This is a genomic window from Kitasatospora sp. NPDC059327, assembly GCF_042752535.1.
In the GTDB taxonomy this organism is placed as follows: Bacteria; Actinomycetota; Actinomycetes; order Streptomycetales; family Streptomycetaceae; genus Kitasatospora.
The window spans coordinates 23,423-46,447 of record NZ_JBHYYB010000009.1 but is presented as its reverse complement, the minus strand read 5'-3'; the positions used below and the strand labels follow the sequence as shown (position 1 = coordinate 46,447).

16 protein-coding genes are annotated in these 23,025 nt (G+C 75.1%); 6 read left to right on the top strand and 10 right to left on the bottom strand.

What is annotated here, in order from left to right; all coding sequences use genetic code 11:
• Nucleotides 1-35 precede the first annotated feature (35 nt).
• Nucleotides 36-491 carry an NUDIX hydrolase gene (locus tag ACFXHB_RS08610; protein WP_380573098.1) on the bottom strand — a complete coding sequence of 152 codons (456 nt, stop codon included), beginning with the start codon at nucleotides 489-491 and terminating at the stop codon, nucleotides 36-38.
• 21 nt (nucleotides 492-512) lie between these two features.
• Nucleotides 513-2,015, bottom strand: coding sequence for an SDR family NAD(P)-dependent oxidoreductase (locus ACFXHB_RS08605; protein WP_380573214.1), 1,503 nt, complete (start codon nucleotides 2,013-2,015; stop codon nucleotides 513-515).
• A 250-nt stretch (nucleotides 2,016-2,265) separates the two neighbouring features.
• Between ACFXHB_RS08605 and ACFXHB_RS08600 the strand changes: the two genes are divergently transcribed.
• The 3 genes from ACFXHB_RS08600 (at nucleotide 2,266) to ACFXHB_RS08590 (ending at nucleotide 9,019) form a co-directional block, all read left to right on the top strand.
• Entirely contained in the window at nucleotides 2,266-2,595 is a 330-nt protein-coding gene (locus tag ACFXHB_RS08600; protein WP_380573097.1) for a trypco2 family protein, read from the top strand.
• Nucleotides 2,596-2,620: 25 nt separating this feature from the next.
• A complete protein-coding gene (locus tag ACFXHB_RS08595; RefSeq protein ID WP_380573096.1) occupies nucleotides 2,621-7,345 on the top strand; it encodes a tetratricopeptide repeat protein in 4,725 nt (1,574 codons plus the stop codon).
• A gap of 234 nt (nucleotides 7,346-7,579) precedes the next feature.
• Nucleotides 7,580-9,019: a GuaB1 family IMP dehydrogenase-related protein gene (locus ACFXHB_RS08590; RefSeq protein WP_380573095.1), complete on the top strand. Its 1,440-nt coding sequence runs from the start codon at nucleotides 7,580-7,582 to the stop codon at nucleotides 9,017-9,019.
• 45 nt (nucleotides 9,020-9,064) lie between these two features.
• On the opposite strand, the gene ACFXHB_RS08585 is transcribed toward ACFXHB_RS08590, so the two are convergent.
• The 3 genes from ACFXHB_RS08585 to ACFXHB_RS08575 all read right to left on the bottom strand — a co-directional run bounded on the left by ACFXHB_RS08585 (nucleotide 9,065) and on the right by ACFXHB_RS08575 (nucleotide 11,612).
• Entirely contained in the window at nucleotides 9,065-9,898 is an 834-nt protein-coding gene (locus ACFXHB_RS08585; protein WP_380573094.1) for a DUF5995 family protein, read from the bottom strand.
• 108 nt (nucleotides 9,899-10,006) lie between these two features.
• Nucleotides 10,007-10,402: a DUF3224 domain-containing protein gene (locus ACFXHB_RS08580; RefSeq protein WP_380573093.1), complete on the bottom strand. Its 396-nt coding sequence runs from the start codon at nucleotides 10,400-10,402 to the stop codon at nucleotides 10,007-10,009.
• Nucleotides 10,403-10,520: 118 nt separating this feature from the next.
• The gene (locus tag ACFXHB_RS08575; protein ID WP_380573091.1) at nucleotides 10,521-11,612 is read right to left on the bottom strand and encodes a PP2C family protein-serine/threonine phosphatase; all 1,092 of its coding nucleotides are present in this window, start codon (nucleotides 11,610-11,612) and stop codon (nucleotides 10,521-10,523) included.
• A gap of 191 nt (nucleotides 11,613-11,803) precedes the next feature.
• Between ACFXHB_RS08575 and ACFXHB_RS08570 the strand changes: the two genes are divergently transcribed.
• The 3 genes from ACFXHB_RS08570 to ACFXHB_RS08560 all read left to right on the top strand — a co-directional run bounded on the left by ACFXHB_RS08570 (nucleotide 11,804) and on the right by ACFXHB_RS08560 (nucleotide 14,747).
• On the top strand, nucleotides 11,804-12,847 hold the full coding sequence (locus tag ACFXHB_RS08570) for a pseudouridine synthase (RefSeq protein ID WP_380573089.1): 1,044 nt from the start codon (nucleotides 11,804-11,806) through the stop codon (nucleotides 12,845-12,847).
• A gap of 71 nt (nucleotides 12,848-12,918) precedes the next feature.
• Nucleotides 12,919-13,683 (top strand): SDR family NAD(P)-dependent oxidoreductase, encoded by a 765-nt coding sequence (locus ACFXHB_RS08565; protein WP_380573088.1) that lies wholly within the window; start codon nucleotides 12,919-12,921, stop codon nucleotides 13,681-13,683.
• Nucleotides 13,680-14,747, top strand: coding sequence for an S-adenosylmethionine:tRNA ribosyltransferase-isomerase (locus ACFXHB_RS08560; protein ID WP_380573086.1), 1,068 nt, complete (start codon nucleotides 13,680-13,682; stop codon nucleotides 14,745-14,747). Before ACFXHB_RS08565 ends, ACFXHB_RS08560 begins: the two co-directional genes overlap by 4 nt.
• A 29-nt stretch (nucleotides 14,748-14,776) precedes the next feature.
• On the opposite strand, the gene ACFXHB_RS08555 is transcribed toward ACFXHB_RS08560, so the two are convergent.
• The 5 genes from ACFXHB_RS08555 to ACFXHB_RS08535 all read right to left on the bottom strand — a co-directional run bounded on the left by ACFXHB_RS08555 (nucleotide 14,777) and on the right by ACFXHB_RS08535 (nucleotide 22,819).
• On the bottom strand, nucleotides 14,777-15,058 hold the full coding sequence (locus ACFXHB_RS08555; protein WP_380573085.1) for a nuclear transport factor 2 family protein: 282 nt from the start codon (nucleotides 15,056-15,058) through the stop codon (nucleotides 14,777-14,779).
• 173 nt (nucleotides 15,059-15,231) lie between these two features.
• On the bottom strand, nucleotides 15,232-18,858 hold the full coding sequence (locus ACFXHB_RS08550; RefSeq protein ID WP_380573083.1) for a SpoIIE family protein phosphatase: 3,627 nt from the start codon (nucleotides 18,856-18,858) through the stop codon (nucleotides 15,232-15,234).
• 310 nt (nucleotides 18,859-19,168) lie between these two features.
• Nucleotides 19,169-20,353 carry a thiolase family protein gene (locus ACFXHB_RS08545; RefSeq protein WP_380573081.1) on the bottom strand — a complete coding sequence of 395 codons (1,185 nt, stop codon included), beginning with the start codon at nucleotides 20,351-20,353 and terminating at the stop codon, nucleotides 19,169-19,171.
• A gap of 156 nt (nucleotides 20,354-20,509) precedes the next feature.
• On the bottom strand, nucleotides 20,510-21,565 hold the full coding sequence (locus tag ACFXHB_RS08540) for a serine hydrolase domain-containing protein (protein WP_380573080.1): 1,056 nt from the start codon (nucleotides 21,563-21,565) through the stop codon (nucleotides 20,510-20,512).
• Between the two features lie 156 nt (nucleotides 21,566-21,721).
• A complete protein-coding gene (locus tag ACFXHB_RS08535) occupies nucleotides 21,722-22,819 on the bottom strand; it encodes a glycoside hydrolase family 19 protein (protein ID WP_380573078.1) in 1,098 nt (365 codons plus the stop codon).
• Nucleotides 22,820-23,025 lie beyond the last annotated feature (206 nt).

Below are 23,025 nucleotides of genomic sequence, written 5' to 3'. Positions count from 1 at the left end.
CCGTCCCCGTGCCCCGCGTACCCCGCCGACCGGCCTCAGCCGGCGACGGGGTACGCGTACGTACCGGGCCGCAGCACCGCGGGGGCGTCCGCCAGCCAGCTGCCCAGCACCAGCGCGGACGGGTAGAACATCGGCTCGGGCAGGGCGTCGAGCGGGACGCGCTCCCACCCGCCGCAGGCGTGCGGCTCGGTGACCGCGGCGGCGGCCAGGCTCGGCGGCGCGAGCACGGCCGCGGTGAGCCGGGGACGGCCCAGCTCGTGGTCGAGCAGCACGGCGAGCACCCGCATCGCGGCGGCCGGCAGCACGATGCCGGTCTCCTCGGCGAGTTCGCGCGCGGCGGCCTGCTCGAAGGACTCGCCCGGGTCGTCCACCTTGCCGCCGGGCAGGCTCCAGGTGGGCGGCTCGCCGGCGGTGATCCGGTGGCCGAGCAGCACCCGGCCGTCCCCGGTGGGCACGATGACGCCGGCGCCGATCAGCGGTGCGGTGGTCAACTCGGTTCTCCTCGCGGTGGTCTACCAGGCGGAGCGGTCGAAGTCCTTGAGGAAGCAGCCGTAGAGGTCCTCGCCCTGCTCGCCGCGGACGATCGGGTCGTACACCCGGGCCGCGCCGTCGACCAGGTCGAGCGGGGCGTGGAAGCCCTCCTCGGCCAGGCGCATCTTGTCCGGGTGCGGGCGCTCGTCGGTGATCCAGCCGGTGTCGACGGCGGTCATCATGATGCCGTCGGTCTCGAACATCTCCTGCGCGCTGGTGCGGGTGAGCATGTTCAGCGCGGCCTTGGCCATGTTGGTGTGCGGGTGGCCGGCGCCCTTGTAGCCGCGGGTGAAGACGCCCTCCATCGCGGAGACGTTGACCACGTACTTGCGGCGGGACGCCGAGGCGGCCATCGCCGGGCGCAGCCGGCTGATCAGGATGAACGGCGCGGTGGAGTTGCAGAGCTGGACCTCCAGCAGCTCCACCGGGCCGACCTCGTTGACGGTCTGCACCCAGCTGTTGGTGGGGGCGAGGTCGGGCACCAGGCCGCCGGCGTCGATCGCGGTGCCGGCCTCGATCCGGGCGGGCGTGGCGGAGCCGGTGACCAGGGCGAGCGAGGTGACGTCCGCGGCGGAGATCCGCTCGCTCTCGCCGCCCGCCTGGGCGGGCAGCGCGGGCAGGTCGACGCTGCCGCTGCCGAAGCGGCCGATGGTGGTGGACTGCGGCAGCGCACCGGCCGGCAGCGGCGCCGACTCCGCGTTGACCAGCTCGCGGTACGACTCCGGCGGGCGGCGCACCGTCTGCGCGGCGTTGTTGATCAGGATGTCCAGCGGGCCGTCGGCGGCGACCTCGTCGGCCAGGGCCATCACCTGGGCGGGGTCGCGCAGGTCGATGCCGATGATCTTCAGGCGGTGCAGCCAGTCGGCGCTGTCCGGCATCGCGGTGAAGCGGCGGATGGCGTCGTTGGGGAAGCGGGTGGTGATGGTGGTGTGCGCGCCGTCGCGGAGCAGCATCAGCGCGATGTACATACCGATCTTGGCCCGGCCGCCGGTGAGCAGCGCGCGCTTGCCGGTGAGGTCGGCGCGGGCGTCGCGGTGGGCGCGGTTCTTCACCGCGCAGTTCTGGCAGAGGTTGTGGTAGAAGGCGTCCACCTCGACGTACCGCTGCTTGCAGGTGTAGCAGGACCGCGGGCGCTCCAGGATGCCGGCGATCTCGGTGGTGGTGACGGTGGTCAGACCGAAGGCGCCGGCCGTCTCGTCGTCGATCCGGCTCGGCGCGCCGGTGGCGGTGCGGGCGGTGACCTCGCGGTCGTTCGCGGTCTTGCGGGCCCGGGTCTCCTGGCGGCGGCGCTGCTTGAGCGTGCGGAATATGCCGCCGACGGCCTGGCGGACGGTGATCGCGTCCGGGTGGTCGACGTGCAGTCGGTCCAGCTCGTCGAGCACGTCCAGGCAGAGCCGCAGCCGCTCGGGGTCGAGGCCGGGACCGTAGTCGATCTCCTCCTCGGTGACCTCCGTGCCGTCGCCCCGCTCGATGTCCTGCTCGATGTCCACGCCCGCCGTCATGATGCCCGCTGCCGCTTTCCTGGATCGCCTCGTTTACCGCGTGAATGGTACGGGAGCGGCCCTGGCCGGGGCGAAAGGGCGGCCTCCTGGACGAACCTCCAAGGCCGGGTGCCGGGAAGCCTCGCACCGGGGGTCGCGCCGGACGGCGGCCGCTTCGACGGTTCGGCTGTGCGGCGGCCCGGCAGTCCCTATCGTTGCCGACAACGGATCGGACCGGGGAGGGGACGGCGACGTGGACATCGAGCTGGCGGACGCGGTGGCGGCGGTGCGCGACGAGTTGCTGAAGGCGAGCGCGCGAGCGGCCGGCCAGGACGTGGTCTTCGAGGTCGGCCCGGTGGAGATGGAGTTCGAGGTCGAGCTGCGCGCCGACGCCAAGGCGGGCGGGAAGTTCCGGGTCTGGGCCGTGTCGGCGGAGGCGGAGGCGGGGGTCTCGCGGGGGCGGACGCACCGGGTGTCGTTCACGCTGACGCCGAAGGCCCCCGACGGCACCGGCCTGCTGATCCGTGCCGGGCAGGACCGACCGGCCGCGCTGGGCCCGGTGGAGGGGCACATCGGTCGCTGACCGGCGCGTCGAACAAGGGGGAACCGTGCTCCAGGACCGGGTGGTGGTCGTCGACGGCCCGTCGGGCCGCGGCTCGGGGTACCTGATCGGCCCCGCGCTCGTCCTGACGTCGGCCCATGTCGTCTGCGACGCCTCGGTGGTCCCGCTCGGCCGGCCCGGTGCGGTCCTCGTGCCCGGCACCGTGGTGTGGCGCGGCACCGGCGGCGGGCGCGACGACGCCGCTCTGGTGCGCGTGGACGACCCGCGTTGGCAGCCGCCGCACGGGACCGCGCCACGCTGGGGTGAGTTGGTCACCGACGAGGTGAACCAGGAGTGCGTGACAACGGGCGTGCCCAGGATCGCGGAGTTCCGCAACCCCGCGACGCACCGGTCGGTCGCCGACCAGCGGCAGCTCAGCGGCACGGTCAATCCCGGCAGCGGCTACCTGGCCGACCGGTACCTGGTCGACCTCAGGGCGAACGTGTCCGACTGGCCGAGCGGGGGGCTGCCGTGGGGCGGCCTGTCGGGGGCGGCGCTGTTGAGCCGCGACTTCGTGATCGGCGTGATCGCGGCCGAGGTCCCGTACTCCGGCCACGGCGCGGTGGCGGCGGTGCCGAGTTCCGTGCTGCTGCGCGACCCGGAGTTCCGCGCGGCCCTGGCGCGGTTCGGGGCGGATCCGGTGCGACTGCACCCGGTCGAGTTCGATGAACTGATCGCCCGTGAGCCGGCGGGCCTGGACGCTGCGGCCGGGGTGCCGAGCGCGCTGCTGCGGCCCGAGCGGGAGACGGTCGGCTTCCACGGTCGGGAAGAACTGCTGGCCGAGCTGGTCGACTGGTGCCGGGAGGACGACATCGCCGCGCTGCTGGTGCACGGACCCGGTGGCGCGGGCAAGACCCGGCTGGCGCGGGAGCTGGCCACCCGGCTCACCTCGGCCGCCGAGGACCGGGAGGACCGATGGGCGGTGGTGTGGCTGCGCGCGCCCCAGCCGCCCGGGGCGTCCCACGGATCGACCCCGACTGCCGCGCAGCCCGTCGACCGGCTGCGGCGGACGGGCCGTCGGGTGCTGGTGGTGCTCGACTACGCGGAGAACCGGCTCGACCAGCTCGCGCTGTTGCTGGAGGCGGCCTGTCGGCGGGACGAGCCGTTCAAGGTGCTGCTGCTCGCCAGGACCGCCGGCGACTGGTGGGAGCAGGCCCGGCGGCACACCAGGCTGATGGAGGACCTGCTCGGGACCTACCCGCCGGTCGCGCTGCCCCCGCTGGCCGAGGAACCGGGCGCCCGGCCCGCGCTGTACCGCGCCGCGGCCGACGCGTTCGCGGCGCGGATGGGCGGCCCCTGGCCGGCGGTCGCGGCCGGGCTGCCCGAGCCCGATCTCGACCACCCCGGGTTCGCCAACACACTCACCCTGCACATGACCGCGCTGGCCGACCTGCTGGACGCCGGGCCGGCCGGGGAGCCGCGGCCGCCGGTCCCGGCCACCCGTCTGATCCGTCGTCGGGAAAATCCCGAGGACGTCGAGAGCCGACTGCTCGGGCACGAGAACCGTTACTGGGGACACGTCCTCGCCACCCGCGACCGCGCGCCCCGGGCACCGGAGGCGGAGCTCTTCAAGGACGCGCTGGCGCTCTCCACCCTGGTGGGCGCCGCCGATGACGTGCTGGGCCGGGTGCGCGGCCTGGCCGACGAGGGCCTGCGCGGGCACGTGGGAGACTGGCTCGCCGACGCCTACCCGCCGGACCGGTCCGGCCGGGACCTCTGGGGCGCGATCCAGCCCGACCGGCTCGCCGAACGTTTCGCGGGCGAGCGCGTGCTCAACCGCCGCCACCTGCTGCCCGCCCTCGTCACGGACCTCGACCCGGTGCGGGCCGAGCGCCTGCTCACCGTGCTCACCCGGGCCGCCGGGCACCGGCCGCTGTCGGAGAAGCTGGCCCCGCTGCTCACCCGGTTGTGCACCGACCATCCGGACCGGCTCGCCGGGCCGGCCCTCGCGGTCGCCCCGCAGGTCGAGCGGCCCGAGCCGCTGCTGGACGCGCTGGACGCCCTGATCTCCGCGCCCGGCGTCGACGCCGGGCGGCTCGCCGGCCTGGTGCGCGCGCTGCCGGCCGGCAGCCACCGCCTCGGCCCGTTGGCGATCCGTCTGCTGGAACGCCTGGTCGAGCTTCGGCGAGCACCGGCCGACGGCGGTGTGCCGGAGCTGCTCGACCTCGTCACCGGACTGCGTGAGCTGTCCAAGTGGTACTTCGACGCGGGGGAACACGCCGCGGCGCTGGCGGTGGTCGAGGAGGCCGTGGAGCGGCTGGAACCCACGACGGGGGCCCACGGTCCGGACGGTCCGGACGGGACGGCACTGCGGAACAAGCTGGCGGGCTGCCTCGCCAACCGCGCGGGCATCCTCACCAGTCTCGGCCGGCCGCGGGAGGCCCTCCGGCCGGCCACCCGAGGGGCGGCCCTCTACCGGGAACTGGCCGACCGGTCCGAGGTCGAGAAACCCGAGCACCTGCCGATCGCCCTGGCGATCCTCGCCCGTGTCCACAACGAGCTCGGCGATCCGCGCAGCGCGCTGCCGCTGGAGGAGGAGGTGGTGGAGCTCCGCAAGCCGCTCGCCGCCTCGGGGGCCGCGGACAGGGTGGCCGATCTCGCCAGGGGCATGAACAACCTGGCGCAGCAGTACCGCAAGGCCGGAGACGCGGACCGGGCCCTGGCCCGCGCCGGGGAGGCGGTCGACCTGCTGCGTCCGTTGGCCCGGCGGTATCCGGACGCCCAGCAGCCCCTGCTCGCCGAGCTCCTCGGCACCCAGTCGCTCTGCCTGACCGACTCGGGGGACAGTGCCGGGGCCCTGCGCGCGGCCGAGGAGTCGGTCGCCATTCGTCGCCGACTCGCCGCCGGCCGCCCGGGCGCGTACCGGTACGGCCTCGCCCAGGCGCTCAACTCCCTCTCCCACGAACTGAGCCGGGCCGGGCGCGCCACCGAGGCGATGGCAGCGGCCGTCGAGTGCGTCGAACTGGGCGAGCTGCTGGACCGGGATCAGCCGGGCGCGTACCGCGATCAGCTGGCCACGTCCCTGAACACCCTGTCCAACCACCTCAGCGACGCGAACCGACCCGAGGAAGCGGTCCGGGCCGCCGAACGCGCCGTCGCCCTCTACGCCGAGTTGCACCGCGAACTCCCGGACGCCTACGCCGCGGACCACGCGATGGCGCTGTGCAGCCTCGGGCTGCGGCTCGACGACCTCGGCCGGCCGGAGGAGTCGCTCGCCCACCTGGAACACGCCGCCCGCGTCTACCGCGCGCTGCCCGCGCACCTCGCCGGCCCGGCCCGGCCCGACCTGGCGCGCTGCCTCAACAACATCGCCGCCGCCCACCGTTGGGCCAGCCGCGACGACGAAGCCCTGGCCGCCTCGGAGGAGGGGCTCGCACTGGCGCGGGAGCTGGCCTCCGCCAACCCCCGCGGCTTCGGCCGGCTGCTGGCCGGGCTGCTGGCCACCCGGGCGCTGTGCCTGCACCAGGCCGGGCGGCACGAGGAGAGCGCCGCGGTCGCCGCCGAAGGCGTCGAAGCGGCGACCCCCACCGCGGCCGAACCGGAGACCGCCGAGATGCTCTCCCTGCTCAGCTCCGTCCTCTCCTTGGCGCACCGCACCGAGGAGGCGCTCGACGCGAAGCGGAGGGTGGTGGCAGCCCGTCGCGCACTGGCCCGGATCGACGGCCCCCGGCACCACCCCGGCCTGCTGGAGGCCCTGGACTCGCTGAGGGTCAACCTGCACGCGGCGGGGCGGTACGAGGAGGCCGCCGAGATCGCCGCGGAGGCGGTCGGGATCCATCGGGACCGCTGGGAGAGCGAGCGCACCGCGGACCGTCAGGCGGCGCTGGCCGACGCGCTCGCCGGCCTGGGCGACGCCCTGGAGCAGTTGGACCGTCCGGACGAGGCCGACCGGCTCACCGCGGAGTCCGTCGCCCTGTGGCGCGACCTGCCGGGCCCCGACCGGAACGCCCACCAGCCCTCCCCGGCCCTGGCGCTGGCCTCGCACGCGGACAGGCTGTGGTCGGCCGGACAGTGCACCGAGGCACTCGCGGTCCTGAACGAGGCCGCCGAGGGTTTCGGGCACCTGCCGGAGACCGACCAGGCCCGCCACGCCGGGACGGCCATGGTGTTCACCACCCGGGGTTCCGCCCTGCACTCCCTCGGCGACCCGGCCTCGCTCCCGGACCTCGACCGGGCCGTGGCCGCGGCCCGGTCGGTCTCGGACACCGGACTGCGTTCCTACGCGGGCATCGTCGGCCGGGCACTCCTGGTCCGGGCCAGGGTCCGGGCGGAGCGAGGGCTGCTGGAGGAGGCCGTGCCCGACGCGGTCGCCGCTGCCGACGCCTACCGCCGGATGCGCTCGACCCAGCCCGTGCAGGCGGACTCCGGCCTCATCACCGCGCAGATGATCCTGGGCCTGATCCTGGCCCGTACCGGCCGGGCCGACGAGGCACGGGAGGCGAGCGCCGAAGCCCTCGCCCTCGCCCGTACGGCCCCGCGGACGCCGACCGACCTCACCCTGCCCACCGTGCTGGCCAAGTACGCGCAGGTGCGCCTGCTCGTCGGCGCCGACCTCGACGCGGGGCTCGCCGCCGCGGACGAGTCGATCGCCCTGCTGCGCTCCGTCGCCGAACAGCACCCGGCCCTGGTCGAGTCCGCCCTCGACGAAGTCCTGCGGATCCGGGAGGAGCTCGACGCCGCGGGTGTGGCGGAGCCTGCCCGCGGCGGGCGTGTCCGACCCGAGGAGGACTGAGGGCGAGCCGATCGCGCGGTGGTGCGATGCCCCAGGGTTCTGTAGGTTCCTACGAATCCTCGCGCACTACGTGGTCCAGACCTCGTGCGGACCTTCAGGGCTGGTCGCCGGACTGGCGTTTTCACCTGCGCTTAAGCGAGGATTGGTCCACGGGTCAAGGGAGCCATGTGCGTCCACCCGTTCCCGGCCCAGGTCCGCACCGCAGGTGTACCCACGACAGCCGGAGACATCCCCATGCACTTCCTGAACGACCTCGCGCCCTCGTACGACCTCACGTACGACGACGTCTTCATGGTCCCCAGCCGTTCCGCCGTGGGCTCCCGGCAGGGTGTCGACCTCTCCTCGAACGACGGCACCGGCACCACCATCCCGCTGGTGGTGGCCAACATGACGGCCATCGCCGGCCGCCGGATGGCCGAGACCGTCGCCCGCCGCGGTGGCCTGGTCGCGATACCGCAGGACATCCCGACCGAGGTGATCGCCGACGTCATCGACTGGGTCAAGCAGCGTCACCTGGTGCACGACACCGCCATCACCCTGGCCCCCGGCGCCACCGTCGCCGAGGCCCTCTCGCTGCTGCACAAGCGCGCGCACGGCGCGCTGGTCGTGGTCGAGGACGGCAAGCCGATCGGCGTGGTCACCGACTCCGACTGCCAGGGCGTCGACCGCTTCACCAGCCTCGCCGACGTGATGTCGCGCGACCTGGTGCTGCTCGACGAGGGCATCGGCGCGCGCGACGCCTTCGACAAGCTGAGTGAGGCGAACCGCAAGCTCGCCCCGGTGGTCGACGCCGAGGGCCGTCTGGTCGGCATCCTGACCCGTAAGAACGCGCTGCGCGCCACCCTCTACACCCCGGCCGTCGACGCGCGGGGCCGCCTGCGGGTCGCCGCCACCGTCGGCATCAACGGCGACGTGGCCGGCAAGGCCAAGGCCCTGATCGAGGCCGGCGCCGACGTGCTGGTGGTCGACACCGCGCACGGTCACCAGGAGTCGATGATCAGCGCGCTGCGCGCGGTGCGCGGGCTCGACCCGCAGATCCCGATCGTGGCCGGCAACGTGGTCTCCGCCGCCGGTGTCCGCGACCTGGTCGAGGCGGGCGCCGACATCCTCAAGGTCGGTGTCGGCCCCGGCGCCATGTGCACCACCCGGATGATGACCGGCGTCGGCCGCCCGCAGTTCTCCGCCGTCCTGGAGTGCGCGGCCGAGGCCCGCCGGCTCGGCAAGCACGTCTGGGCCGACGGCGGCGTCCGCCACCCGCGCGACGTCGCGATGGCGCTGGCCGCCGGCGCGTCCAACGTGATGATCGGATCCTGGTTCGCCGGGACGTACGAGTCCCCGGGCGACCTCCAGACCACCGCCGACGGCCGCCAGTACAAGGAGAGCTTCGGCATGGCCTCGGCGCGCGCGGTGAGCAACCGCACGTCGCAGGACTCCGCCTACGACCGGGCCCGCAAGGCGCTGTTCGAGGAGGGCATCTCGCACTCGCGGATGTTCGTCGACCCGGCCCGCCCGGGCGTCGAGGACCTCATCGACTCGATCGTCGCCGGCGTGCGCAGCTCCTGCACCTACGCGGGCGCCTCCAGCCTGGAGGAGTTCCACGAGAAGGCCGTGGTCGGCATCCAGAGCGCGGCCGGCTACGCCGAGGGCAAGCCGCTGCACTCCAGCTGGGCCTGATCGCCCGAGGGTCGGCCGGCCGTCCGGTCGGCCGACCCGCTCAACTCAACCGCCGGCCGGCCGGTTCCTCGCCTCGGGGAGCCGGCCGGCCGGCGGTGTGTCCGGGCCGAGCGGGGTGAGCAGCGCACGGCCGAGCAGACCGACCGAGCCGTCCAGCGCGGCGGCGAGCGCCGCCGCGGCCGCCGGCACACCCCGGAGCCGCCAGAGCGCGCCGGCGGTCACCCAGGCCGCGTCCCGGGCGGCGTCGACCGACCAGGCGCCCAGCAGGTGCGTCAACGGCTCGGCCCGTTCCAGGAGGTCCGGGCCGGGCATCAGCTGCTCCCGGACGGTCGTCTCCACCGCGGCCAGCAGGCCGTTGACCCGCCGGTAGTCCTCGGCGAGCCGCTCCGGCCCGCAGCCGAGCCGGTGGCAGGTGTCGACCACGGCGAGCGGCAGGTCGTGCTGGATGTGGGCGTTCATCCCGGCCAGCGCGAACTGCAGCGGGTGGACGCCCCGGTGCGCGCGCAGCTCGAAGAGCGGCTGCCAGCAGGCCGGCGCGGGCCGTCCGGCCGCCGCGGCGTCCACGGCCAGCAGGTAGCGTCCGGCGAACACCACGTCCAGCTCGGCCGTCGCGACCGGGTCGGCGAAGGAGGGGCGGCCGGAGTACGGGGGACCGGTGCGGCCTCGCGGGTCCGCGGGTGGAACCGCGAGGCCGCGCCGCACGGCGTCCGTCACGGTGAGGTACATCCGGTTGAACACCGCCAGGCCGTCCTCCGGGGGCAGCCCGGCACCGATCTCCCGCAACCGGGCGAGCACCCCGTCGACGGTGTCCCGCCCGCCGGCCGTCGTGGTGGTCGCTGTCGTCGTGGCCCCCGTCACCGAGGCCGCCGTACCGGGCATGCGTCACCCTCCGACGTCGATCGTGCACTGATCGCATCATCGTGACAGCGGCCCGGGCGAACGGCCGGGCGCCGCGCGGGGGCCACCGCGCGGCCGCTCCGGCCCCGGTCAGCCCAGCTCGTACTCCAGGACGTAGTTGTGCGCGCCCCCGTCGTCCGTCGACAGCTCGAACGCGCCGGTGATCCCGGTCAGCTCGCCGGCCCCGGTGCCCGCCACCACCCGGATCGCCAGCCGCTCGCCCTGACTCCCCGGCGCCGCGTGCTGGAGCACGAACGAGCCCTTCCGCCCGTCCAGCTCGCCGGTGAAGTGCTCCACCGCGACGTACGCGGCCGGGCCGCCCGCACCGTCCAGGACGGAGAGCATCCGCACCACGCTGCTGCCGGTGAGGCCGCCCGTGAAGGTCTTGGTGATCCGGACCCGGCCGAGCGTGGTGCCCGGCTGCTCGTCCGTCTCCTCCGGTTCGAAGCTGGTCAGTTCGAACGATCCGTCCGTCTTCCGGCCCATGGCCCTGTCCCCTCGACGCCGTCGCCCGGCCGGCACCCCGCCGGTCGCGATCACAGCCTGGCACGGGCCACTGACAGTCGCGCCCGGCCGGCCCGCGCGGCGCCGCGCCCGCGCGCCGTCAGTGCTCCCAGCGCAGCGCGAGCAGCGCCGCGTCGTCGGTCGGCCCGGCCACGCCGACCCAGTCGCCGACATCGGCGAGCAGCGCGTCCAGCACGGCCCCGGGGCTCGTGGCGGGGAGCCCGGCCAGCCGTCGCGCCAACGGGTAGAACCGGTCCGCGGCGTTGCGGGCCTCCGAGACGCCGTCGGTGTAGAGCAGCAGCAGGTCGCCCGGCAGCGGGTCGAAGCCGCCCGCCCGGTAGTGCCCGCCGATCAGCCCGAGCAGGCCCAGCGGTGGGGCGTGCTGCGGCGGTGCCAGTTCGGTCACCCGCCCCGCCCGGCGCAGCAGCGGGTGCGGATGCCCGCAGTTGACGAAGCCGGCCCGCCCGCCGGAGCGCTCCACGTCCAGCAGGAACGCGGTCGCGAACCGCTCGTTCACCGCCCGGCCCGCCAGCGCCGCGTCCAGCCGCTCCGCCACCCGGGCCAGGTCCGGCTCGGTCCGGGCCGCCTCCCGGAACGTCCCCAGCACGTCCGCGGCGGTCTCCACCGCAGGGAGTCCGTGCCCCTGGACGTCCCCCAGCAGGATCCGGATCCCGTGCGGGGTGTCCACCACCTCGTAGAGGTCCCCGCCGATCCGGGCCTCGGCGGCCGCCGCCGCGTACCGCACGGCCACCCGCAGCGGTCCGAGCCGCTCCGGCGGCGGGCGCAGCAGCGCCCGCTGCGCCGCCTCGGCCACCGTGCGGACCTGGGTCAGCTCGCGTTCCCGGGCCGAGACCAGGACGACGTTGGCGGCGCTGGCCAGGGTGGCGGCCAGGACGGTGATCAGCGCGGTCAGGTGGACGGAGTCGGGCAGACTGCTGTTGCTGAGCTCCAGCAGGACGACGGCGGCGGTGGCGACTGCCCCGGCGAACAGCGGAACCCGGGCCGAGCGGGTGGTCGCCCCCGCCAGCATCGGCGCCACCGCCAGCACCGGGGAGAGCGTCGTGCCCGGCCCGGTGAGCAGGTCGGCCACCACGGCCGCGACCAGCAGCAGGAAGGCCCAGCACAGCAGTCGCCTGGTCCGCCGGGGCAGGCGCAACGGCGGCAGCGCGTTCTTCGGGCCGTCTGCGGTCACGCGTACACCTCCGGTGGGCGGGCGGCGGGGCCCACTGTCCACTCTCCACCGGCCCGGCGGCCTCCGGCACCTCGGGCGCCCGGCGGTTCCCGGCGGCTCCCGGCCTGGACCGCCCCCGCGATTCCTGTCCCGGCCCCCGGCGCCCCTGCGGCCCCGGCCGTCGCGGCGCCCCCGGCTAGGCTGGCCGCGAGATGAGACGCAAGCGCAAGGCACCGACCGCACCCCTCCCGCAGCGCCGCGGGGTGGACCCGGCGCACCTGCGGCTGCCCGTCGAGGGGTCGTGGCCGACGGTCCGCGCCTACCTGGCCGAGCGGCTGCCGACCGTCGACCCGGAGCGGATCGACGCGCTGCTGCGCGGGCGCGAGATCGTCGGTGTGGACGGCCCGATCGGGCCGGACGAGCCGTTCCGCCCGGGCGGTCACCTCTGGCTGTACCGCGACCTGCCCGAGGAGGTCCCGGTCCCGTTCGAGCTGGAGGTGCTGCACCACGACGACCATCTGGTGGTGGTCGACAAACCGCACTTCCTGGCCACCACCCCGCGCGGCCGGCACGTCGTCGAGACGGCGCTCTCCCGACTGCGCCACGGGCTCGACCTGCCCGCCCTGAGCCCGGCGCACCGGCTGGACCGGCTGACGGCGGGCCTGGCGATGTTCGTGGTGCGGCCCGAGGAGCGGGGCGCCTACCAGACGCTCTTCCGTGACCGGCTGGTGTGCAAGGAGTACCAGGCCGTCGCGGCCCACGACCCGGGGCTCGCGCTGCCCCGCACGGTGCGCAGCCACATCGTCAAGGAGCGCGGTGTGATCGCGGCGCGGGAGCTGGACGCGCCGCCCAACAGCGAGAGCCGGATCGACCTGATCGAGCACCGCGACGGGCTGGCCCGCTACCGGCTGCGACCGCTCAGCGGGCGCACCCATCAGCTGCGGCTGCACATGAGTGGCCTCGGGGTGCCGATCCTGGGGGATCCGGTGTACCCGGTGGTGCTGCCGGAGCCGGCGCCGGACGACTTCCGCCGGCCGCTGCAACTGCTCGCCTCCGTGGTCGAGTTCACCGACCCGCTGACCGGCCGGCCGCGCCGCTTCGAGACCCGCCGCACGCTGGCCGCCTGGGCCGATCCGCAGGCGTGGGCGGCCCCGGGGCCCGACGCCGATCGGCCGTCGCGGGCCGGTGCCGAGCCGCCCGACCGGCCCGACCGGCCCGACCCGGAGCGGGGACCGGTCCTCGGTCCGGCGGTCTAGGCCGAACGGACGACCGGCCCCCGGTTCTCGGGCCGATCCGTACCCGACCGCGCCGGAGCGATCGTGGTGTCATGAACGCACCGCAGCACACCACGCCACCCGCCGCCCCCGTCGCTCTGGTCACCGGCGCCTCGCGCGGCCTCGGCCGGGCCCTCGCGCGGGCCCTCGCCGCCGACGGATGGCAGCTCGTGATCACCGCCCGCGACGCGACCGGACTCGCCGCGGTCGCAGCCGAACTGGCCGCCGTCACCAGGGTGGTCGCGCCGGCCGGGTCGGTCACCGACGACGACCACCGCGCCCGCCTCGCCGAGGCCGCCGCCGGGCTCGGCGGCGCACACCTCCTGGTCAACAACGCGGGGACGCTCAACGGCTCCGACGCGGCCGGCGACCCGCTGCCCCGCCTCGCCGACGTCCCGCTCGCCGATCTGCTGGAGACCTTCGAGGTCAACGCGCTGGCGCCGATCGCGCTCACCCAGCTCCTGCTGCCCCAGCTGCGCGAGCACGCCGGCGCCGTCCTGAACATCAGCTCGGACGCGGCCGTCGAGGCCTACCCCGGGTGGGGCGGCTACGGGGCCAGCAAGGCGGCGCTGGACCAGGCCTCCGCCGTGCTGGCCCGGGAGGAGGAGGCCGTGCGGGTCTGGGCGGTGGACCCGGGCACCATGCGCACCCGGATGTACCAGGACGCCTGCCCGGGTGAGGACATCTCCGACGAGCCGCTCCCCGAGACGGTGGTGCCCGCCCTGCTCGCCCTGGTGGGCGGCAGCCGGGCCTCCGGACGCTACCGCGCCTCCCGGCTGCCGACCGACGCCCGGGGCGAGCGACAGGGCCGGCGATGACGGCGGCCGCGGCGCCGGGGATCGACGTCGACGTCCCGCCCGAACTCTCCGCCCGCGCCCCGGCGGAGGCGCGCGGCACCGCCCGGGACGGGGTGCGGATGCTGGTGGGCCGCCGGCGCGGGCCGGCCGTCGAGCACCGCCGGTTCACCGAGCTGCCCGAGGTGCTGCGCCCCGGGGACCTCCTGGTGGTGAACAACTCGGCCACCCTGCCCGCCGCGCTGCCCGGTCGGCTGCCGGACGGCATCCCCGTCGTGCTGCACGTCTCCTCGGCCCGGCCGGACGGGCGCGGCGCCTTTCTGGTCGAGCTGCGCCGCGCGGCACCGGGCGCCGCGCCGACCGCCTACCCGCCGGCCGAGTCCCCGGCCCGTCCGGGGGTGCGGGTGACGCTGCCGGGTGGTGCCGCGGCCGACCTGGTCGAGGCGTTCTCGCCACGGCTCTGGTACGCCCGGCTCTCGCTGCCCGGGCCGCCGGCTGCCTACCTGGCCCGCCACGGCAAGGCGATCCGCTACGGGTACGTGGATCGCGACTGGCCGATCGAGGCTTACCGGACGGTCTTCGCCACCGTCCCCGGCAGCAGCGAAATGCCCAGCGCCGGCAGGCCGTTCACCGCCGAGGTGGTGGCCCGGCTGGCCGGGTGCGGCGTGCTGGTCGCGCCGATCACGCTGCACACCGGTGTCTCCTCGCCGGAGGCGCACGAGACGCCGTACCCCGAGTGGTTCCGGGTGCCGGCCGCCACCGCCGGGCTGGTCGGACACGTCCGGGCCGGTGGCGGGCGGGTGATCGCGGTCGGTACCACCGCGGTTCGGGCCCTGGAATCGGCGGTCGGCCCGGACGGGACGGTGCGGGAGGCCGAGGGCTGGACGGAGGTGGTGGTCACCCCCGAGCGCGGGGTGCGCGCGGTGGACGGGCTGCTCACCGGCTGGCACGAACCCCGCGCCTCCCACCTGCTGATGCTGGCCGCGGTCGCCGGCCGGCCGCTGCTCGCACGCTGCTACGCGGCGGCGGTCCACGAGCGCTACCTGTGGCACGAGTTCGGCGACGTCAATCTCCTGCTGCCCGATTAGGCCCGGCCGGCAGCGAAGGTGACGACGCGTCAGCCTGCCGTCGGCGGGAACGGCGGGCGGGCCGCGTGCCGGGTGTCGAGGTACTCGCGCACCTCGGTGATCAGGCCGTTCTCGACGGTGAGGACGCCCAGGCGCCGGTCGTCGTACGCGGTCCCGTTGGCCGCGGTCCCGCGCGCGGTCCACTCGGCGACCACCCGCGGGCCGTCGGCGAGCAGTCCGGTCAACGTCACCTCCGGCGCGCCGTCGGGTGCGAACAGGGTGCCCACCGCGCCGAGGAAGTCCTCGGTGGTCGCGGCCCGGCCGCGCCACACCCGGGACAGGGGCAGGTCGCCCGGTGCGACCAGGTGGCGTCCTCGGCGAACGAGGCCACCGCGGTGGGCAGATCGCCGGTGGCGATGGCGGTGACGTAGCGCTCCACGACGGCGCGGGGCCGGCGACGAACGTCGGTCGTCGTGCCGGGCCGGGGCGGTCGCGCGACCGGGGGCTACCGGGCGGTGGTGCCCGGCGGCAGCTCCAGCTCGAACCAGACCACCTTGCCGTCCCGGGTGCGGCGGCTGCCCCAGCGGTGCGCGAGCTCGTTCACCAGGTGCATGCCGCGCCCGCCCTCGTCCTCCTCCCGGGCGCGGCGGATCCGGGGCGACTCGCTGTCCCGGTCGGCGACCTCCACCGTGAGCACCCGGTTGTGGAACAGCCGCAGCTGGACGGGCGATCCGGCGTGCACCAGCGCGTTGGTGATCAGCTCGCTGGTGAGCAGTTCGGCCCAGTCGGCGAGCGCGCCGAGGCCCCACCCGGCCAGCGTCTCCCGGGTGAAGCGGCGTGAGTGCGCGACCATCGCGTGGTCGTCGCTGAGCGAGAGGGTGGCGATCCGGTCGCTGCCGGTCGGCAGGGACTGCGCCAGGATGATCGCGATGTCGTCCTCGCTGGTGCGGCCGGTGAGTTCGGCCAGTACGGCGTCGCAGGTCTGCTCCAGCGAGCGGCGCCGGTCGGCGACGGTCCGGCAGAGCAGGTCCAGGCCCTGGTCGATGTCCCGGCCCCGGCGCTCGACCAGGCCGTCCGTGTAGAGCGCCAGGATGCCGTTCTCCGGCAGGGTGAACTCCACGCTCTCGAAGGGGACTCCGCCGACGCCGAGGGGCGCGCCGGCGGGCAGTTCGACCAGCCGGGCCCGGCCGTCGGAGCCGGCCACCACGGGCGGCAGGTGGCCGGCGCAGGCGGCGGTGCAGCGCCGGTCCACCGGGTCGTAGATCACGCAGACGCAGGTGGCGAACTGGCCCTCGCCGATCTCCGCGGTGGCCTCGTCCAGCCGGTGCATCACCCGCTCCGGGTCGAGGTCGAGCGTGATCAACGTCCTCGCCACGGTGCGGAGCTGGCCCATGGTGGCGGCGGCGCGGATGCCGTGGCCCATCACGTCGCCGACCACCAGGGCGACCCGGCCGGAGGAGAGCGGGACGATGTCGAACCAGTCGCCGCCGACCTCGCTGACCACGCTGCTGGGCAGGTAGCGGTAGGCGATCTCAAGACCGATCGTGCGGTGGATCTCCTGCGGCAGCAGGCTGCGCTGCAGGGTGAGCGCGGTGTCCCGTTCACGGCGGTAGAGCCGGGCGTTGTCCATCGCGAGCGCCGTCCGCGCGGCCAGCTCCTCGGCCAGCGCCCGGTCCGCCGGCCCGTACGGCAGCGGGTTGCGGGTCCGCAGGAACTCCGCGCCGCCCAGCACCATCCCGCGGGCCAGCAGCGGCACCATCAGGTAGGAGTGCACCCCCGCGTCCAGGCCGGGCTGCACCCGGTCCGGCGAGGCCACGATCCGGCGCAGCGCGGCCTCGTCGACCTCCGAGACCAGGATCGAGCGGCCGGTGCGCAGGCTCTGCGCGTACACCTGAGCGGACTGCGAGGTGGAGCCCACCTGGTCGGCGGCGGCCGACATGGTGCCGTCCGCCCCGACCTCGCCGACGGCGACCGCCCGCATCAGGACCGAGCCGTCGTCCGGCACCGGGCTCGGATCCTCGCCGCCGAGCACCGCGTCCCGCAGGTCGACGGTGACGAAGTCGGCGAAGCGCGGAACCACCACCGCCACCAACTCCTCAGCGGTGCGGTGCAGATCGAGCGTGGTACCGATCCGGTTGCTCGCCTCGTTGAGCAGCGAGAGCCGCTGCTGGGCCGCCCACGCCTCGTCCAGGGCGCGCTGGCGGGCGTCGGCCGCGTCGCGCTCCCGGGTGAACAGCAGCGCGTTGTCGATCGAGACGGCCGCCCGCACGGCCAACTCCCCGGCCAGCGCCAGGTCGTCGTCCTCGTACGGGCGCTCGACCACCGTCCGGTAGAAGGCGGCGACGCCGACCGGGGAGCCGCGGGCGATCAGCGGCACCACCATGAACGAGCGGACGTTCTGCTCCTTCGCGGCCGCCGTGCGGACGGGGTCGTCGGCGAACCAGGCCATCCCCTTCTCGTCCATCCGTGGCACCAGCACCGGCTTGCGGTGGGCGAGGCTCCAGGCGTACGGCGAGCCGGGCCGGAACCGCTGTACCCCGCCGGTGCGGTCGATCGGCGCCAGCGTCGAGCCGTGCGCCGAGTGGAACGCCATCCGGCGCAGCACGGCGGACCCGTCGGCCGGGGTGCGGACCTCGCGCTCGCCGCGCACCAGGTCGTCCAGCACCTCCACCACCACGGTGTCGGCCAGCCGGGGCGTGGCGACCTCGGCCAGTTCCTGCGCGGTCTGGGCGAGATCGAGGGTGGTGCCGATCCGCGCCGAGGCGACGTTGACCAGCGCCAGCCGCTCCTGCGCGGCCTTCGCCTCGCGCAGGGCCTGCTGGCGGGCCAGGACGGTCTGGTGCTGGCGCAGGTAGAGCCGGGCGTTGTCGATGGCGACGGCGGCCCGCGAGGCCAGTTCGTCGCCGAGCGTGATGTCCGCCTCGGCGAAGGACTCCCGCTCGCCGCGCCGCGAGTACACCACCATGCCGAGGGTGGTGCCGCGCGCCACCAGGGGGGTGATCCGCACCGAACGCGGGCGGTCACCGAGGTACGCCTGGCGGCGGCTCTCGGTGATCGCCGCGCTCAGCAGCGGCAGTTCCCAGGACGGCACCACCACCGTGTGCCCGGTCGCCAGGGCCCGCGCGTACGGCGAGTCCGGCGCCAGCTCGTGCACCGCGTCCACCGGCAGCGCGTCGGCGGGGTAGAGCGGGTCGGTGGTGGCGAGCGCCAGCCTGCGCACCAGGTGCGGGACGGTCGGGTCGAGCGGCTCCACGGTGCGTCCGGCGACCAGGGCCTCCAGGGCGAACACCCCACTGATGTCGGCGACCCTCGGCACCATGGCGTCGGCCAGTTCCCGGGCGGTCTGCCGCAGGTCCAGGGTGGTGCCGATGGACGCGGTGGCGTCGACCAGCAGCGCCAGCCGCTCCTGCGCGCGGGCGGCGCGGGCGTCCGCGCGGAAGCGCTCGGTGATGTCGACGACCGTCGAACTGACCCCGAGGACCTCCCCGCCCGGGTCCTCCAGCCGGAAGTAGGAGGCGGACCAGGCGTGGTCGCGGGCCGGGTCGGCGGGGGTGCGGCCGTGCGAGCGGGTGTCCACCACGGGCTCGCCGCTCTCCAGCACCTGCCGCATCACCGCCTCGCTCTCGGCGCCGTTGATGCCCGGCAGCAGTTCGGTGAGGCGGTGGCCCAGGTGCGCGTCGGTGGGCAGGCCGTTGACCCGGGCCAGCGCGTCGTTCAGCCGGACGAAGGCCAGCCGGGAGTCGTAGACGGCCATGCCGACGGGGGACTGCGTGAAGAAGCCGTTCAGGATGGCGAGGTCCGCCTGGATCCGGCGCAGCGTCGTCACGTCGGAGGCGACGGCCAGCACCAGCGGGCTGCCGCCGGGGCCGGAGATCGGGTGGGTGCGGAACTCCAGGTTCACGTAGTGGCCCGCGCGGTGTTTCACCGGGAAGACGCCCGACCAGCCGCGGCCGTCCACGATGTCCTGGAAGAGGCCCAGCACCTCGGGCCGCTGGTCGTCGGTGGCCAGCAACTGCGCGGCCAGCGAGCCGATCGCCTCCTCGGCGCTGTACCCGAGCAGGGCCTCCGCGTCGCTGCTCCAGTGCAGGATCCGCCCGTCCGCCTCGATCAGGGCGGTCGCGATCGGAACCATCAGCAGGGCGTCCTGACGCGACCCCCCGGCACCCGGCTGCCCCGGGCGCGGCCCCCCGGACCCACCGGTATCACGCTGCTCGTTCACCATGGCCAGAGAACCGCCCGGAGATCGTTTCTGCCAGCCCTGCCATCTTCCCACGCACCCCCCGCGTACCGCGCGTTTCGCCCACCGGCCCCGCGCCCGCCTGCCGTGCGCTCGCCGGCCCCGCAGCGGCCCGGGCGGGTGGGGCCCGGTCGTGGGGGAACGCCGGGCCGCTCCCGCGAGCCCGGCGGCCCGGCCCGGCCGCCGGGCGAACCCGGGGGGCCGGTCAGTCCAGCGCCTCCAGGACCGTGGCGTTGGCCAGGCCGCCGGCCTCGCACATGGTCTGCAGCGCGTAGCGCGCCCCGCGCCGGCGCATCGCGTGCACCAGTGTGGTCATCAGCCGGGTGCCGCTCGCGCCGAGCGGGTGGCCCAGGGCGATCGCGCCGCCCTGGACGTTCAGCTTGGCCGGGTCGGCGCCGGTCTCCTGGAGCCAGGCCAGCACCACCGAGGCGAAGGCCTCGTTCACCTCGAACAGGTCGATGTCCGCCAGGGAGAGCCCGGACCGCCGCAGGACCTTCTCGGTGGCGGGGAGCACGCCGGTGAGCATCAGGAGCGGGTCGGAACCGGTCACCGCGAAGGAGTGCAGCCGGGCCAGCGGGCGCAGCCCCAGCCGGGCGGCCGTCTCGCCGCCGGCGATCAGCACCGCCGAGGCACCGTCGTTGATCGGACTGCTGTTGCCGGCCGTCACCGACCACTCGATCTGCGGGAACCGCGCGCTCATGGCGGCGTCGGTGAAGGAGGGCCGGAGCCGGGCCAGCGCCTCCGGCGTGCTGCCCGGGCGCACCGACTCGTCCGTGGTGACGATCCCGCCGGGGGTCGGCACCGGGGCCAGCTCGGCCTCGAACCAGCTGGCGGCGTGCGCATGCGCGGCCTTGGCGTGCGAGTCGAGGGCGAAGGCGCCCATCGCCTCCCGCGCGATGGACCACCTGGCGGCGATCAGCTCGGCGCTGACGCCCTGCGGGATCGGCCCGCCGGGGTAGCGGGCGGCGATCGCGGCGCCGAACGGGTCCGCGCCGGGCGGGACGTTGGACCACATCGGCACCCGGCTCATCGACTCGATGCCGCACGCCACCACCAGGTCGTAGGCCCCCGCGATCACCCCCTGGGCGGCGAAGTGGACGGCCTGCTGGGAGGAACCGCACTGCCGGTCCACGGTGGTCGCCGGCACGGATTCCGGCAGACCGGCCGCCAGCCAGGCGTAGCGCGTGGTGTTCATGGCCTGCTCGCCGACCTGGTCGACGCAGCCGCCGATCACGTCGTCGACCAGGGCCGGGTCGACGCCGCTGCGCCCGATCAGGGCGCGGAGGGTGTGCGCGAGCAGCTCCACCGGGTGGACGGCCGAGAGCGAGCCTCCCGGTTTGCCCTTGCCGATGGGGGTGCGGACGGCTTCGACGATCACGGCGTCACGCATGACGGCCGCCTTCCTCTGGGGGAGCCCGGGCGGTCGGGCCCGGGGCAGGAGGGTAGGTGGAAAGGCAAACCCACTATAGGGGAGTGGGTTTGGAAATCCAACTATCGAGGCTCCGTGGGCTCGGACCGTACTCCGCCGCCGGGCGGGCCGCGCCGGTCAGGCGTTCTGCAGCGCGCGCAGCAGGGCGATGCCTCCGGGGTCGACCGAGCGGCGGGTGTTGGCCAGGGCTATGACGCCCACCTGCTTCTCGGGGTCGAAGGCGACGAAGGAGCGGAAGCCCCCCGTTCCGCCGTTGTGCCAGATCTGCAGGTGGCCGCCCTGGCGCTGGTGCAGGCGGTGGCCGAGCCAGCCGAGGTGCGCCCAGGCGAAGGGGTTGACCTTGTGCTTCGTCTGCCGGGTGAGGGCGATCGCGGGTGCCAGGGGCGAGTCCTGGTCCGTGCCCGAGGCCAGTTGGGCCCGCAGCAGCACCGCGAGGTCGGCGGCGGTCGAGTGGAGCCCGCCGGCGCCGGCGAGGTCGGCCAACTGCCACCCGGGTACCGGGCGGCGCCCGGCGGTGTGCCCCTGGGCGAGCCTGGCCGCCCGCTCGGCGTCGACACCGATCACCGTGTCGGCGAGCCCGAGCGGCTCGCAGATCTCCCTGGTCACCAGCTCCTCGTAGCCGGTGCCGGCCCGGTGGGCCAGCGCCAGGCCGAGCAGCCCGGCGCCGAGGTTGGAGTAGCGGAAGCCGCGCCCGGGTACCGCGCGCAGCCGCGTCCGGCCGAGCCCGGCCAGCAGTACGGCGCGGGTGCAGTGGCGGTACGGGTCCGGCTTGTTCGGATGGAGCAGGGTCGGCAGCAGCATCCCGGCGGGCAGCCGGGGCAGGCCGGAGGTGTGGGTGGCGAGGTGTCGGAGCGCGATCGGCGTACCGCGCCTGGCCGGGACGCTCGCGCCGGGCGGCAGCGCGCCCGCCAGGAGGTCGGCCAACGGCTCGTCGAGCCCGGCCGTGCCGGCGAGTGCCAGCCGGGCCAGCGCGAGCGAGGTGAACACCTTGGTCACCGAACCGATTTCGAACAGCGTCCGCGGGCCGGGCGGGCCGCCGGCCGGGGCGGCGGTGGTGCTCCCGGCGCCGCGGATCTCCACCGCGCCGCCGGCCAGCCCGGCGACCACCACGCCGACCTGCTGGGTCGCGAGCCGGTCGGCGGTCCGCTGGACAAGGCTGCCAAGGTCGTTCATGGCTTCGAGCGTAGGGGCCCGCCGGCGCCCGGTCGTCCGCCGTGGCGATGATTCCGGCCCCCGCCGGTCCTCCGGCAGGCGTACGCCCCGCTGCTCCCCGTGGTGTGCCGGGGGAGCGGCGGGGCGTACCGGGGTGGCCTCACCCCTGGCGCCGCGTCAGCAGCTCAGGTTGGCGCCCGGGACGGTCCCGAGGATCTGGGTGAAGGACTGGTAGGCGTTGATCCGGCTCTGCACCTGCGCGGGGTTGCCGCCGTTGCACTCCAGCGAGCCGTTGATGCTGCGGATCGTCTCGCCGAAGCCGTACCCGTTGACCATGGCGTTGTGCGGCGTCATGGTGCCCGGGCCGTTCTGGGTGTTCCAGTACCAGAGCGCGGTCTTCCAGGCCACCGCCGGGTCGGTCTGCACCAGGTTGGGGTTGCGCAGCAGATCGATGCCCAGGGCGTCGCCGGCGGCCTTGTAGTTGAAGTTCCAGCTCAGCTGGATCGGGCCGCGCCCGTAGTACGCGGACTGCCCGGCCGGGCAGCCGTACGACTGCGAAGTGTCGCAGTAGTGCGGGTAGTTGGCGGTGTTCTGCTCGACCACGTAGACCAGGCCGCCGGTCTCGTGGTTCACATTGGCGAGGAAGGCCGCGGCCTCCTGCTTGCGGACGGTGTCGCTGCCGGTGTTGGCGAAGCCGGGGTAGGCGCCGAGCGCGTCGAGCAGGCCCTGGTAGGTGTAGAAGGAGTTCCGGTTCGGGAACATCTGGTTGAACTGCGCCTGGCTGACCGGGAACCCGCCGGGGTTCGCGGTGGTGGTCGGCGTGGGGGTCGGTGTCGTCGGGCCGCAGGTGTACGGCTCCCAGTACCAGGTGCTGATCACCGGGTCGTAGCCCGGGTTGTCGTGGGTGGCCCGGTAGAGCCCGCCGTTGGTGTAGCGGACGATCGTGCCGGTGGTGTAGGTGCGGCCGGCCGCCCAGTCCGGGTAGACGCAACTTCCGGAGGTCGGCGTCGGCGTGGGCTCGGTCGTGCCGCCGCAGGTGCCCTGGTCGGCCCAGACGCCGGTGCCGGCGGTGCTCGGGGTCTCGTTCTGGGTCCACCACTTGGCGGACCAGTTGTGCCCGCCGTAGGAGACGGAGGCGCCGCCGGTGTACGCGGTGGACGCGTTCCACGGAGTGGCGCAGGCCGCCGCGTTGGCCGCCGCGGCGGGCAGCAGCAGGACGACGGCCAGCGCCGTGACCATCGCGGAGAGCAGTGCGAGCAGACGTTTCGTTGACACTTGATCACCCCTTGTGCGGTGGGGGCCGCACGGTCGTGGAGGGAGGTGGGTGGTGACGGGGAGTCCGGCCCCGCGTGGGGCGGCGCGTCGTGGGGGACGGGCCGGCCGGGTGCGTGCGGGTCGACCGGGGTACGGGCGAACCGGGGTGCGGGCCGACCGGGGTGCGGGCCGGTGCGGTCCGTGCGGGGTTGACCCCAGACTCAAGC

Coding starts and splice junctions, on each gene's coding strand:
- ACFXHB_RS08590 (WP_380573095.1), top strand. CDS start 7,580: ATGCACTTCCTGAACGACCTCGCGCCCTCGTACGACCTCACGTACGAC.
- ACFXHB_RS08585 (WP_380573094.1), bottom strand. CDS start 9,898: ATGCCCGGTACGGCGGCCTCGGTGACGGGGGCCACGACGACAGCGACC.
- ACFXHB_RS08580 (WP_380573093.1), bottom strand. CDS start 10,402: ATGGGCCGGAAGACGGACGGATCGTTCGAACTGACCAGCTTCGAACCG.
- ACFXHB_RS08570 (WP_380573089.1), top strand. CDS start 11,804: ATGAGACGCAAGCGCAAGGCACCGACCGCACCCCTCCCGCAGCGCCGC.
- ACFXHB_RS08565 (WP_380573088.1), top strand. CDS start 12,919: ATGAACGCACCGCAGCACACCACGCCACCCGCCGCCCCCGTCGCTCTG.
- ACFXHB_RS08560 (WP_380573086.1), top strand. CDS start 13,680: ATGACGGCGGCCGCGGCGCCGGGGATCGACGTCGACGTCCCGCCCGAA.
- ACFXHB_RS08550 (WP_380573083.1), bottom strand. CDS start 18,858: ATGGTTCCGATCGCGACCGCCCTGATCGAGGCGGACGGGCGGATCCTG.
- ACFXHB_RS08545 (WP_380573081.1), bottom strand. CDS start 20,353: ATGCGTGACGCCGTGATCGTCGAAGCCGTCCGCACCCCCATCGGCAAG.
- ACFXHB_RS08540 (WP_380573080.1), bottom strand. CDS start 21,565: ATGAACGACCTTGGCAGCCTTGTCCAGCGGACCGCCGACCGGCTCGCG.